Raw genomic sequence first — 12,753 nt, forward strand, 5'->3', positions numbered from 1 at the left:
TGGCGATGACCTCGTGCTCAAACAGCTCAGATGATTCTGCCTTGGATGCAAAAAAAGTCGTTGGACGGATTTCAGATAGGACAGAACTTTTACGTATTCAGGCGCTTGCCAACAGAAATGATGAAAAGGCGATGCATCAAATGGTGCTGCATCTGCAGGCATCTGGTCGATGGACGGAAGCGAAGAAAATTTGTGACAGAGGCGCTGAATTGAAATATGAAAAAATGCTCTACTGCTCTTCAGCGTACAAATTTGAAGAAGGTGGGTACAAAAATTGCAGCGCCGTAATCAATAATTTCGTCTTTCTGGAAGAGATTATCCATGACAAAAAGACATTGCGCCGCTATCAAATAGCGCTAGGGATTGATATCAGAAATGATAGAGCTACCTGTGGTGAGAATTGGCGGTTAGACAATGCTTCAGGCTAAGAACAAGTTATGTGGTTTAAAGATATTACGTTGCATTGCCATCACTTCAAAAACAACCCCATCACATCATTGGCAAAACGCATGCCCAGCTCCGTAGGCTTTGCCCAATCGCCGGAAATTTCCAACCAGCCGCGTTGCACGGCTTCATCCAATTGCGGTTTGATTGATTCGCGGTTCAAACCGGTACGCACTTCGAAATCGGCCAACGAAAAGCCGTCCACTAAGCGCAGCGCATTGAGCATGTAATCGAACGGCCGGTTTTCCGGAAGCACGAATTCATCGCCGCCGATGCCGGCCTGCGTGCCTGCGCTGGCGATATAGGTTTCCGGATGTTTCGGTTTCCAGCGCCGCAGGATGCGCCCGTCGTGCCCGCTGCTGATCTTGCCGTGCGCGCCGGCGCCGATGCCGAGGTAATCGCCATAGGTCCAGTAATTCAGGTTGTGCTGACAACGCCGGCCTTCACGGGCGTAGGCGGAAACTTCGTATTGGCTGAAGCCCGCTTCAGCCATGCGCGCAATGCAGGCTTCCTGCATGTCCCAGGCGTCATCCATTTCCGGAATGCCGGCCGGCGGTTTGGCCGCGAACAGCGTATTCGGTTCCAGCGTCAGCTGGTAGTGCGACAGATGCTGAGGATTCAGCGCGAGGGCCTGCTCAACATCATTGAGGGCCATGGCCAAAGTCTGCTGGGGCAGGGCATACATCAGGTCGAGGTTGATGTTGGCAAAGCCGGCATCCTGCGCGCTGATCACCGCCACACGTGCCCGCTCGGCATCGTGGATGCGGCCCAAACGCTCAAGGCAGCCGTCATCGAAACTCTGTACGCCGAAACTCAGGCGGTTCACGCCGGCCGCGAGATAGCTGGCGAAGCGGTCGTGCTCGGCGGTGCCGGGATTGCATTCCAGGGTGATTTCGCAGTTCGGCGCGAAGCGCAGCCGCGAATTGGCCATGCTCAGAATCTCGCCGATGGCCGCGCCGGAAAACAGGCTGGGCGTACCGCCGCCGAAGAACACGCTGCTGATGCTGCGGCCCCAGACCAGAGGCAGATCCTGCTCCAGATCGCGGGTCAGCGCTGCGATGTAATCGGCTACCGGCAGTTCACTTTTTTGCCCGTGCGAGTTGAAATCGCAGTACGGGCATTTCTTCACGCACCACGGGATATGGATGTACAGCGCCAGTGGCGGCGGCATCAGCTCAGGCATGGTTGGCCAGTTTCGCCTGCAGCGCGGCCAGGGCGCGGCCGCGGTGGCTGATGCGGTTTTTGAGTTCGGCCGGCACCTGCGCGGCGGATTGCTGCAGCTGCGGATCCCAGAAGATCGGGTCGTAACCGAAACCGTTTTCACCCAGAGGCGCGTCGAGGATTTCACCGTGCCAGACGCCTTCGGCGATGACCGGTTGCGGATCCTCGGCATGCGCGAGCAGCACGATGCAGCAGTAAAAGCGGGCCGTGCGTACCGGATGGGGAAGCGCCGCCATTTCCGCCAGCACCTTGGCGATATTGCCGTCGGCATCGCCGTGAACGCCGGCGTAATGTGCCGAAATCAATCCCGGCGCGCCGCCGAGCGCGTCGATGATCAGCCCGGAATCGTCGGCCAGTGCCGGCAGACCGGTCTGCCGGCAGGCGTTGCGTGCTTTGAGCAGGGCGTTCTCGACAAAGGTATGGCCGGTTTCCTCGGCGTCCGGAAACTCGAAGCGGCCCTGCGGAATGCCTTCCATGCCGGCCGCTTCGAGAATCGGCAGCATCTCGGCCAGTTTGCCTTTATTGGATGTGGCGATGACCAGTTTCATGCACGCATTTCCAAGAGATCCCAGCGGTTGCCGTAAAGATCCTCGAACACCGCTACGCTGCCGTAGGATTCATGCCGCGGCGCTTCGCAGAAATGCACGCCCCGCGCCAGAAACAGGGCATGGTCGCGCACGAAATCGTCGGTGTGCAGGAAATAACCGACACGCCCGCCGGTCTGCTTTCCGATGCAGGCCTTCTGGCTGTCGCTGGCGGCCTGGGCCAGCAGGATGGCAGTCTGTGCGCCCGGTGGCGCGACCAGCACCCAGCGCTTGCCGTTCTCGCGCGGGGAATCCTCGCGCAATTCGAAACCCAGCATGCCGGTGTAGTAGGCAATGGCGCGGTCGTAGTCATCGACGACCAGGGTGAAGGCGCCGATGTGCGGACTCATGCGTCCAGCGCGTTCTGCTGCAGTGCCAGCAGCTCGTCGATGCCTTTGCCGGCCAGGCCGAGCAGGGCATTCAGATGTTCGCGCGAAAACGCCTCGCCTTCGGCGGTGCCCTGCAGCTCGATGAATCCGCCCTTGCCGTCCATCACCACGTTCATGTCGGTATCGCACTGCGAATCCTCGGCATAATCCAGATCCAGTACCGGTTGGCCCTGATAGACGCCGACCGAGACCGCGGCGACCTTGCCGGTGACCGGGCTGTCGGTGATCAGGCCTTTGCGCTGGCAGTGCGCGATGGCATCGCACAGCGCCACATAGGCGCCGGTGATGGCGGCGGTGCGGGTACCGCCGTCGGCCTGGATGACATCGCAGTCGAGGGTGATGGTGCGTTCGCCGAGTTTCTTGCGGTCCACGCAGCTGCGCAGGGCGCGGCCGATCAAACGCTGGATTTCCAGAGTGCGGCCGCCCTGCTTGCCGCTGCTGGCTTCGCGGTTCATGCGGTCGTTGGTCGAGCGCGGCAGCATGCCGTACTCGGCGGTGATCCAGCCTTCGCCTTTGCCGCGCAGGAAGCCGGGTACGCGGTTCTCGACGCTGGCGGTGCACAGCACCTTGGTATCCCCGAAGCAGATCAGCACCGAGCCTTCCGCATGTTTGGTGTAGTTCCGCTGGATGCTGACGGGGCGGAGTTGGTCGGCGGCGCGTGCGCTGGGTCGTGTCATGGGGTTCTGCAATTCGCATCGAAGGGGCAAATAGATTACCATTCTCCTTCATTCCCCAGCTGAAACGGCGCCCATGATCCGCAGCATGACCGCTTACGCGAATACCGAAAGTTCCGGCCCGCTGGGCGTGCTCAGCTGCGAAATCCGTTCGGTCAACCACCGTTATCTGGAGCTCGGCCTGCGTCTGCCGGAAGAACTGCGTCCGCTGGAATCGGTGCTGCGCGAGCGGGTCGCCCAGAAAGTATCGCGCGGCAAGGTCGATCTGAGCTTCCGATTCAAGCCTGCCGCCGCCGGCGCCGCGCAGATCCAGCTCGATGAGGCCGTGCTGGCGCAATATGCCGCGCTCAGCCACCGCCTGCATGCGGCCTTTCCCGGCATGGGCAACTCGTTCGCCGACATCCTGCGTCTGCCCGGGGTGAGGACACCGACGGCGATGAATTGTTCGCCTTGGCCAAGGACCGGCTGGAAGCGACGCTCGAGGAATTCCTTGCCGCCCGCGGCCGTGAAGGCGGCAAGCTGGCGCAGACCATGACCGATCGTCTGGATGCCATCGCCGGCATTCTCGCCCAGTTGCGCGGATGGCTGCCGGAAATCCGCAGCGCATTGAAGGCGCGCCTGCAGGCCAAACTGGCCGACCTGCCGATCCCGCTCGACCCCGGCCGTCTCGAGCAGGAGCTGGTGCTCAATCTGCAGAAGATGGATGTCGACGAGGAACTTGACCGGCTCGACAGCCACATCGCCGAGGCCCGCCGCATTCTGGCCCTGCCCGAAGCGGTCGGCCGCCGGCTCGATTTCCTGTTGCAGGAATTCAACCGGGAAGCCAATACGCTCGGCTCCAAGTCGGTCGATCCGAAGACCAGCCAGGCGGCGGTCGAGCTGAAAGTGCTGATTGAACAGATCCGCGAACAGGTCCAGAATCTCGAATGATGCAAGGCACGCTCTACATCGTGGCGGCACCGTCCGGTGCCGGAAAATCGAGCATCGTCAATGCGGTGCTCAAGCGTGTGCCCGATGTCGCGCTGTCGATTTCCTACACCTCGCGCGGACCGCGCCCCGGTGAGCGCCACGCCCAGCATTACCACTTCATCGGCAAGGACGAATTCGAGCGCATGATCGCCGGCGGCGAGTTCTTCGAGTACGCGCTCGTTCACGGCGACTACAAAGGCACGGCCCGGCAATCGGTGCTTCCGCAGCTGGAAAAGGGTCTGGATGTGCTGCTCGAGATCGACTGGCAGGGCGCCCGCCAGGTCCGCGAACAGATTCCCGGCGCGCGCAGCATCTTCATCCTGCCGCCCTCGAAACAGGCGCTGGAAACCCGCATGCGCACCCGTGGCCAGGACACCGAGGCAGTCATCGCCCAGCGTCTGGCGGCGGCGCGGGAGGAAATGAGCCACTACCACGAGTTCGATTATGTCGTGGTCAATGAAGATTTCGATCAAGCCGTTCAGGAAGTTACGGCGATTTTCACCGCCCAGCGCCTGGCCACCGGGCAGCAGCGCCAGCGGCATGCCGCCCTCATTGAACACCTGCTGAGCGGGTGAATCGGGCTATTTGGCTTTGCCCCGCGTTTCGGCTATAATAACCAGTTCATTTAACTTATTGATTGCCGGAAGGTTTCAGCCGGCATCCGGAGACTGTATGGCACGCATTACCGTTGAAGATTGCCTGGAAGTGGTCGATAACCGTTTCGAACTGGTGCTGATGGCCTCCAAGCGTGCCCGCCAGCTGGCCAAAGGCGAGCCGAGCACCATCGAAAACGCGCACATCGAACAGGAAAAACCGACCGTTCTGGCCCTGCGTGAAATCGCCGACCGTTCCATCGACAACGACGTCATCAATGCCGTGGACCGCTCGCAACGCGAACGCCGTGAACGCGAAGCCTTGGAATGGGCTGCCGCGGAAGTGGTGGACGACGATCTGGCCAAGGCCGGCGACGAATAAACCGCCGTTCCCCAAGCGGTGACGGAATGCCGGCCATGTGCCGGCATTTTTGTGCGGGATATTCAGGAAATGCTTGTTCAGTAAGGCATTCTTGCGTAGGATTGAAGCATGAATTCCCCGCTGACGCCGCCGCTCGATCTGGATATGCCGTGCCCGGACCCCTGTCCGGAAGTGGCGGCGCAGCTGCTGCAGAAAGCCGGCACCTATCTGCCCCAGGAAGCCCTGGATAAGATTTTCCGGGCCTACCAGCTCGGTGCGCTGGCCCATCAGGGCCAGGTCCGCAATTCCGGCGAGGCTTACATCACCCATCCGCTGGCCGTGGCCGAGATTCTGGCCGACCAGCGCATGGACGGCGAGGCCCTGTGCGCCGCCATCCTGCATGATGCCCTGGAAGACACCGCGCTGCCGCGCTCGTTCATTGCCGACACCTTCGGTGAAAGCGTGGCGGAGATGGTCGAGGGCGTCACCAAACTCGACAAGATCCAGTTCAACAACCGCCAGGAGGCGGATGCCGAAAGCTTCCGCAAGATGATGCTGGCGATGTCGCGCGACATCCGCGTCATCCTGATCAAGCTCGCCGACCGGCTGCACAACATGCGTACGCTGGACTCCAAAAGCGCGGAATCGCGCCGGCGCATTGCGCGGGAAACCCTGGAGATTTACGCACCGATCGCGCAGCGGCTGGGCATCAATGTGCTCAAGGCCGAGCTGCAGAATCTGGGCTTCAAGGCCCTGTATCCGCTGCGTTATCAGGTCATCGCCAAACAGCTGGCCAACCAGCCGGTGCTGCGCCGCGAGGCGATGGCCACCATCGAGGCGCGTCTGGCCCAGCGCATCGCCGTGGAAAACATTCCGTTCCGGCTGGTTTCGCGGGTCAAGGGCCCGTGGAGCGTGTATTCGAAGATGCGCGACGAGCACAAGAAGTTCAACGAAGTGATGGACGTGTTCGGCTTCCGCATCGTGGTCAAGAAAGTCATGCAGTGCTACCACGCGCTCGGTGCCGTGCATACCCTGATGAAACCGCTGGACGGCCGCTTCCGCGACTTCATCGCCATCCCGAAAGCCAACGGCTACCAGAGCCTGCACACCCTGCTGTTCAGTCCGCTCGGCTCGCCGGTCGAGGTGCAGATCCGCACCGAGGAAATGGACATCGTGGCCGAGCGCGGCATCGCCGCCCACTGGATCTACAAGAACCGCGGCGCCGCCAGCAGCAACGCGCAGGCGCGCGCGCAGAGCTGGGTCAACGGGCTGATCAACAGCGACGACTTCGCGCTGCCTTCGCTCGAATTTCTGGAAAACGTCAAGATCGACCTGTTCCCCGACGAGGTCTACATCTTTACCCCGAAAGGCGAAATCCTGGCGTTGCCGAAGAACGCCACGCCGCTCGATTTCGCTTACGCCGTGCATACCGATGTCGGCAACCATACCGTGGCCGCACGCGTCGACCGCCGGCTGGTGCCGATCCGCACCAAACTGCTGAGCGGGCAGACGGTGGAAATCATCACCGCGCCGTCGGCCAATCCCAGCCCGAACTGGCTTGAGTTCGTGGTGACCTCGAAAGCGCGCACCTCGATCCGGCATTTCCTCAAACGCATCGAGCATGAGGATGCGGTCAATCTCGGCCACCGCATGCTCGACCGTGCGCTGGAGCTGCTGGAAACCTCGCTCGACAACGTCTCGGCGGCCCAGCTGCAGCAGTTCCTCACCGAAAACCGCTATCCGCGCCTGGAAGTGCTGCTGGCCGACATCGCACTTGGTAACCGCATGCCGGACCAGGTCGCGCGGGCCCTGCAGCCGAACCAATCCTCGCTGCTCGGGCCGGATGCGCCGATCGCGCGCCAGGAAGAGATCCAGATCAACGGCAGCGAGCGCGGGGTACTCACTTTCTCGACCTGCTGTTATCCGATTCCCGGCGACGACATCATGGGCTATCTCACCGCCGGCAAAGGCGTGGTCGTGCACCGTCTGGACTGTCCGAACATCCTCGACTACCGGAAACGTCCGGAGCGCTGGGTGCCGATCGCCTGGGACCGCCGGGTCGAGGGCGACTTCCGGGTCGAACTGCGCTTCGAGACCGAGAACAAGCCCGGTGCACTGGCCAAGATCGCGGCCGCCGTGGCCGAATGCAATTCCAACATCGATTCGGTCAACTACAAGGAACGCGATGCCCGTATTTCGGTCATGGTGTTCTGCATTGAAGTGAAAGACCGCAAGCACCTGGCCGAAATCATCCGGCGCACCCGGCGTCTGAACGTGGTGTATTCGGTCGAACGTCTCTAACCCTCAGGAATGTCCATGTCCCGTCACATCATCCAAACCGATAAAGCCCCGGCCGCGATCGGCCCGTATTCCCAAGCCGTACGCGTCGGCCAGACCGTCTATCTGTCCGGCCAGATTCCGCTGTTGCCGGATCTGGGCGTACTGCTGGAAGGCGGCATCGAAGCGCAGACCCATCAGGTGTTCCGCAATCTCAATGCGGTCTGCCAGGCGGCCGGCGGCTCGCTCGCCGATATCGTCCGGCTCGGCATCTTCCTGACCGATCTGGACGACTTCGCCGCGGTCAATGCGGTCATGGCCGAATACATGCAAGTGCCGTATCCGGCCCGTTCGACCGTGCAGGTGTCGGCCCTGCCGCGCGGCGCCCAGGTGGAGATCGATGCCGTGATGGTGCTGGGCTGAATCCCGGCGGTGAAGCCTGAATTCGGCGAACAGGCCCGGCAGCCGATTTCGGTGCTGCACGGTGTCGGTCCGGCCATTGCCGGAAAACTGCATGAGCGCGGCATCGATACCCTGCAGGATCTGTGGCTGCAGTTGCCGATTGCGTTCGAGGACCGCACGCAGATTGTTGCCTTGGATGCGCTGCAGCTCGGGCAGACCGCGCAGGTGGAAGTGCGCGTAGCCGCCGTCGAACGCGGCTTCCGTTTCCGGCCGATGCTCAAGGTGACCGTACAGGACGATTCCCTGCGCCAGCTGAGCCTGCGTTTCTTCCATTACTCCTCCAGTCAGGCCAGTCAGTTCATGGTCGGCCGTCTGCTGCGCTGCTACGGGCAGGTGCGTCTGGGCGCAAACAGTTTCGAGATGGTGCACCCGAGCTACCGATTCATCACCGAAGACCAAGCCGGCGTATGCCGGGACCGACTCGATCCGGTGTACAGCAATATCGACGGCATCGGCGCCGCCACACTCGGCAAGCTGGTGCGGCAATCGCTGCGGCATCTGCCGCCGGAAGCCGATCTCGAGCTGATTCCCGCAGACCTGTTGGCGGAATCCGGCTGGCCCGGCTTCGGTGCCGCGCTTGCAGCCATCCATGAACCCGAACCCGGCACGACCCTTGCCGAGCTGCGTTCGGGCCGGCATCCGGCATTGCAGCGCCTCGCGCTGGAAGAATTGCTGGCGCACCATCTCAGCCTGCGCAAGCAGCGGCTTGCGGTGAAAGCCAAGGCGGCGCGCCGGATCGATCCGCCGGCCTCGGTGATTGAACCCTTTCTGCGCGGCTTGCCCTACCGGCTGACGGCAGCCCAGCAACGGGTCATCGACGAAATCCACGGCGACCTGCGCAGCGGCCAGCCGATGCTGCGTTTGGTGCAGGGCGATGTCGGCAGCGGCAAGACCGTGGTCGCGGCGCTGGCGGCTTTAGCCGCCATCCGGGCCGGCGGGCAGGCGGCACTGATGGCGCCGACCGAATTGTTGGCCGAACAGCATGCACGGACCTTCACCGATTGGTTCGCGCCGCTCGGCATCGATACCGTTTTCCTGGCCGGCAAACAGACGGCGGCCCAGCGCCGTCAGAACCTCAAGCGCATCGCAGACGGCGCCGGCATGGTGATCGGCACCCATGCGCTGATGCAGGACCCCGTGCAGTACCGCCAGCTCGATCTGGTCATGGTCGACGAACAGCATCGGTTCGGCGTCGACCAGCGCCTGAGTCTTCGCGATAAGGGCGAGTCCGAGGCCTATTCCCCACATCAGCTGATCCTCACCGCCACGCCGATACCGCGGACCCTGGCGATGTCGGCGTATGCCGATCTGGATGTTTCGGTGATTGATGAATTGCCGCCGGGCCGTACTCCGGTGCAGACCGTGGCCTTGGCCAACAGCCGTCGCGATGAAGTGATCGCGCGTATCCGCGACTACTGCGGGCAGGGCAACCAGATCTACTGGGTCTGTACCCTGATCGATGAATCCGAAGACATCCAGGCGCAATCGGCGCAAACCGCCTACGATCTGATTGCCGGCAGTCTGCCGGGAATTGAAGTCGCACTGCTGCACAGCCGGATCGCCGCGGCCGAGAAAAGCCGGATCATGCGCGAGTTCAAGGACGGACGCATCCAGGTGCTGGTGGCCACCACCGTCATCGAAGTCGGCGTGGATGTGCCCAATGCCAGCGTGATGGTGATCGAGAACGCCGAACGTCTCGGTCTTGCCCAGCTGCATCAGCTGCGCGGACGGGTCGGTCGCGGCAGTACCGCCTCGCACTGCCTGCTGATGTACCAGTCGCCGCTATCGGCCATGGCACGCGAACGCATCGAGGTCATGCGGCAGACCGACAACGGCTTCCTCATCGCCGAGAAGGATCTGGAATTGCGCGGCCCCGGCGAGCTGCTGGGCACGCGCCAGACCGGCGATACCGGTTACCGCATCGCCGACCTGTCCCGCGATGCCGGCCTGTTGCCGGAGATGCTGCGTCTGGCGGAGCGTCTGATGCACGGGTATCCTGAGCAATCCGATCTGCTGGTCGCGCGCTGGATCGGCGGCGCAGCCCGCTTCGCCCATGCCTGAGGAGGCGTCATGACCGACCGTATTCCGCTGCTGATCGATACCGACCCCGGTGTAGATGACGCGCTTGCCCTGCTGATGGCGTTCAACAGTCGGCAGCATGAACTGCTGGGTCTGTGCATCACGGCCGGCAACGTCGGACTGGATTACACCACCGCCAATGCCCTGAAATTGTGTGAAGTCGCCGGCGTGACCGTGCCGGTGTATCCGGGCTGCGACCGGCCGTTGGTATTCGCCGCCGAAGATGCTTCCTATGTGCATGGCCGTGACGGCTTCGGCGATATCGGCTACGAACCGGCACAGCGCCGGCCCGAAAGCGAGCATGCCGCGCTCGCCATTTTGCGTGAATCCCATGCGCATGCCGGCCAGCTGCTGCTGGTGACGCTCGGGCCGCTGACCAATCTGGCGCTGGCGGTCCGTCTGGATCCGACATTGCCCGAACGGATCGGGCGTCTGCTGGTGATGGGCGGAGCGGTCACCGGAAAGGGCAATACCAGCATCGCGGCGGAATTCAATATCGCCTTCGACCCCGAGGCGGCCGCCATTGTTTTCGGAAGTTTTCCCCGGATCGAAGTGGTCGATTGGGAGGCGGTGCTCCGGCATGGGTTCCTGCACAAGCGTTTCGAGGCCTGGTTGGCCGCTGAGGATCCTCGGGCCGGTTTTTACGACCGGATTTCCCGAAAAACCCGGCAGTGGGCCGAAGGTAAGCGGGGCGAATACTGGCATAGCGCCGATGCCTTGGCCATGATGGCTGCCCTCTACCCAGAGCATGTCATTGAAAAAGAAAGACATTATCTGCATGTGGAGACGGCCGGCAGTCAGTCCCGCGGCGCCACTGTGGTGGATTGGCTGGAGCGCTCCGGGCAACCGGCACAGGCTGAAATCATCCTGACGGTGAATCAGGCCCGCTTCGAAGCCTTGATTCAGGAGGCCTTGGGCGGGCACATCTGAACAAAAATCAAACAGAACTTGCCGGCTAGGTTCGGTTTAGGCTATAATTTCCGTCTTTTCACGCACATCCAGTGGGTTCCCCATGAAAGCCGATATCCATCCGCAATACAAAGACGTCGTGTTCCAGGACGTGACCTCCAATTTCGCCTTCCTGACCCGTTCGACCCTGTCGAGCAAGGAAACCATCAAGTGGGAAGACGGCCAGGAATACCCGCTGCTGAAAGTTGAAATTTCGTCGGCCTCGCACCCGTTCTACACCGGCAAGCAGAAGCTGGTCGACACCAGCGGCCGCGTCGATAAATTCCGCAAACGTTACGCCAAATAATTCCGGAAAAACCACCTTCGGGTGGTTTTTTTTGGCCCATCCGGCCGATGACGCGGTAATCACAGCTGTGCGATAATAATGCACCCAAAGCAATGTGCGCCCGTCGGGCCAATGTCACAGGAGCGAGCCGTGTCCAATAAATCCTTTACCCTGCAGGCCGGCGACAAGACCGTCGAACTTCCGGTCCTGTCCGGCAGCACCGGTCCGGACTGCGTCGATATCGGCAAGCTGTACAAGGAAACCGGCAGCTTCACCTACGATCCGGGCTTCATGTCGACCGCCAGCTGCCGCAGCGCGATCACCTACATCGACGGCGATGCCGGCGTGCTGCAGTACCGCGGTTATCCGATTGAGCAGCTGGCCAAACATTCCAACTTCACCGAAGTCAGCTACCTGCTGATGAACGGCGAGCTGCCGGATGCCGGCCAGCTGGCCAAATTCGAGCACGAAGTCACGCATCACACCATGATGCACGAGGCCTTCCGCACCTTCCTTTACGGCTTCCGTCACGACGCCCACCCGATGGCGATGCTGACCGGCATGCTCGGTTCGCTGGCGGCTTTCTACCACAGCGATTTGAACCTGGACGATCCGGAAGAGCGCCGCCTGGCCGCCATCCGCCTGCTGGCCAAGGTGCCGACCATCGCCGCCGCCTGCTACCGCTACTCCATCGGCTGGCCGATCCGCTATCCGAAGAACAACCTCGAATACGTCGACCGCTTCCTGCACATGATGTTCGAAGTGCCGAGCGAGCCGCTGGCCCTGAAACCGATCGCGGCCAAGGCGCTCGACCTGCTGTTCATCCTGCACGCCGACCACGAACAGAACGCCTCGACCTCGACGGTGCGTCTGGTCGGTTCGACCGGCGCCAATCCCTATGCCTGCGTGGCCGCCGGCGTTGCCGCGCTGTGGGGCCCCGCGCACGGCGGCGCCAATGAAGCCGTGCTGACCATGCTCAATGAAATCGGCCGTCCGGAAGACGTCGGCAGCGCCATCGCCCGGGCCAAGGACAAGGAGTCCGGCTTCCGTCTGATGGGCTTCGGTCACCGCGTCTACAAGAACTTCGATCCGCGCGCCAAGATCATCCGTGAAATGTGCCACGAGGTGCTGAACGAGCTCGGCGTCAATGATCCGCTGCTGGAAGTGGCGATGCGTCTGGAAGAAGCGGCATTGAAAGACGACTACTTCATCCAGCGCAAGCTTTACCCGAACGTCGATTTCTATTCGGGCATCATCTACAAGGCGCTCAACATCCCGACCGAAATGTTCACCGTGATGTTCGCCATCGCGCGTACCGCCGGCTGGGTCTCGCATTGGCTCGAGCAGCAGAACGATCCGGAAAACAAGATCGGCCGTCCGCGCCAGATCTATACCGGTGCGGTCAACCGCGATTACACGCCGCTGGCCAAGCGTTGATTGCCGGTCAGAACGAAAAACGCCCCGAA

At 61.9% G+C, this 12,753-nt stretch carries 13 protein-coding genes and 1 pseudogene; 10 read left to right on the forward strand and 4 right to left on the reverse strand.

What is annotated here, in order from left to right:
• The coding region (locus tag Q0W88_RS02115; RefSeq protein ID WP_297799509.1) for a hypothetical protein at nucleotides 1-428 on the forward strand (428 nt) is incomplete at its 5' end.
• A 41-nt stretch (nucleotides 429-469) separates the two neighbouring features.
• Here Q0W88_RS02115 and hemW read toward each other — a convergent pair.
• The 4 genes from hemW to rph are packed head-to-tail and all read right to left on the reverse strand — an operon-like array spanning nucleotide 470 to nucleotide 3,315.
• Nucleotides 470-1,627 (reverse strand): radical SAM family heme chaperone HemW, encoded by a 1,158-nt coding sequence (hemW, locus tag Q0W88_RS02120; RefSeq protein WP_297799511.1) that lies wholly within the window; start codon nucleotides 1,625-1,627, stop codon nucleotides 470-472.
• Nucleotides 1,620-2,213 carry an RdgB/HAM1 family non-canonical purine NTP pyrophosphatase gene (gene rdgB, locus Q0W88_RS02125; protein ID WP_297799513.1) on the reverse strand — a complete coding sequence of 198 codons (594 nt, stop codon included), beginning with the start codon at nucleotides 2,211-2,213 and terminating at the stop codon, nucleotides 1,620-1,622. The genes hemW and rdgB overlap by 8 nt, the downstream gene beginning before the upstream one ends.
• Nucleotides 2,210-2,599 (reverse strand): VOC family protein, encoded by a 390-nt coding sequence (locus Q0W88_RS02130; RefSeq protein WP_297799516.1) that lies wholly within the window; start codon nucleotides 2,597-2,599, stop codon nucleotides 2,210-2,212. Before Q0W88_RS02130 ends, rdgB begins: the two co-directional genes overlap by 4 nt.
• The gene (gene rph / locus Q0W88_RS02135) at nucleotides 2,596-3,315 is read right to left on the reverse strand and encodes a ribonuclease PH (RefSeq protein WP_297799518.1); all 720 of its coding nucleotides are present in this window, start codon (nucleotides 3,313-3,315) and stop codon (nucleotides 2,596-2,598) included. Before rph ends, Q0W88_RS02130 begins: the two co-directional genes overlap by 4 nt.
• Before the next feature lie 73 nt (nucleotides 3,316-3,388).
• On the opposite strand from rph, the pseudogene Q0W88_RS02140 reads away from it, so the two are divergent.
• The 9 genes and pseudogenes from Q0W88_RS02140 to Q0W88_RS02180 all read left to right on the forward strand — a co-directional run bounded on the left by Q0W88_RS02140 (nucleotide 3,389) and on the right by Q0W88_RS02180 (nucleotide 12,724).
• A pseudogene (locus Q0W88_RS02140) lies at nucleotides 3,389-4,242 on the forward strand (YicC/YloC family endoribonuclease).
• Nucleotides 4,242-4,856: a guanylate kinase gene (gene gmk / locus Q0W88_RS02145; RefSeq protein WP_297799587.1), complete on the forward strand. Its 615-nt coding sequence runs from the start codon at nucleotides 4,242-4,244 to the stop codon at nucleotides 4,854-4,856. Before Q0W88_RS02140 ends, gmk begins: the two are co-directional and overlap by 1 nt.
• A 97-nt stretch (nucleotides 4,857-4,953) precedes the next feature.
• A complete protein-coding gene (rpoZ, locus tag Q0W88_RS02150; protein ID WP_297799520.1) occupies nucleotides 4,954-5,256 on the forward strand; it encodes a DNA-directed RNA polymerase subunit omega in 303 nt (100 codons plus the stop codon).
• Between the two features lie 144 nt (nucleotides 5,257-5,400).
• A complete protein-coding gene (locus Q0W88_RS02155) occupies nucleotides 5,401-7,536 on the forward strand; it encodes a bifunctional (p)ppGpp synthetase/guanosine-3',5'-bis(diphosphate) 3'-pyrophosphohydrolase (RefSeq protein WP_297799589.1) in 2,136 nt (711 codons plus the stop codon).
• Nucleotides 7,537-7,551: 15 nt separating this feature from the next.
• A complete protein-coding gene (locus Q0W88_RS02160) occupies nucleotides 7,552-7,935 on the forward strand; it encodes a RidA family protein (protein WP_297799523.1) in 384 nt (127 codons plus the stop codon).
• Between the two features lie 9 nt (nucleotides 7,936-7,944).
• The gene (gene recG, locus Q0W88_RS02165) at nucleotides 7,945-10,035 is read left to right on the forward strand and encodes an ATP-dependent DNA helicase RecG (protein WP_297799525.1); all 2,091 of its coding nucleotides are present in this window, start codon (nucleotides 7,945-7,947) and stop codon (nucleotides 10,033-10,035) included.
• Between the two features lie 9 nt (nucleotides 10,036-10,044).
• Entirely contained in the window at nucleotides 10,045-10,983 is a 939-nt protein-coding gene (locus Q0W88_RS02170; protein WP_297799528.1) for a nucleoside hydrolase, read from the forward strand.
• 82 nt (nucleotides 10,984-11,065) lie between these two features.
• Nucleotides 11,066-11,308, forward strand: coding sequence for a type B 50S ribosomal protein L31 (locus tag Q0W88_RS02175; protein ID WP_297799530.1), 243 nt, complete (start codon nucleotides 11,066-11,068; stop codon nucleotides 11,306-11,308).
• A gap of 129 nt (nucleotides 11,309-11,437) precedes the next feature.
• Complete coding sequence (locus tag Q0W88_RS02180; RefSeq protein WP_297799532.1) at nucleotides 11,438-12,724, forward strand: citrate synthase; 1,287 nt, start codon at nucleotides 11,438-11,440, stop codon at nucleotides 12,722-12,724.
• The last annotated feature ends 29 nt before the right edge of the window (nucleotides 12,725-12,753 follow it).

The sequence above is a fragment of the Arenimonas sp. GDDSR-1 genome (genome assembly GCF_025980345.1).
Taxonomy (GTDB): Bacteria; Pseudomonadota; Gammaproteobacteria; order Xanthomonadales; family Xanthomonadaceae; genus Arenimonas.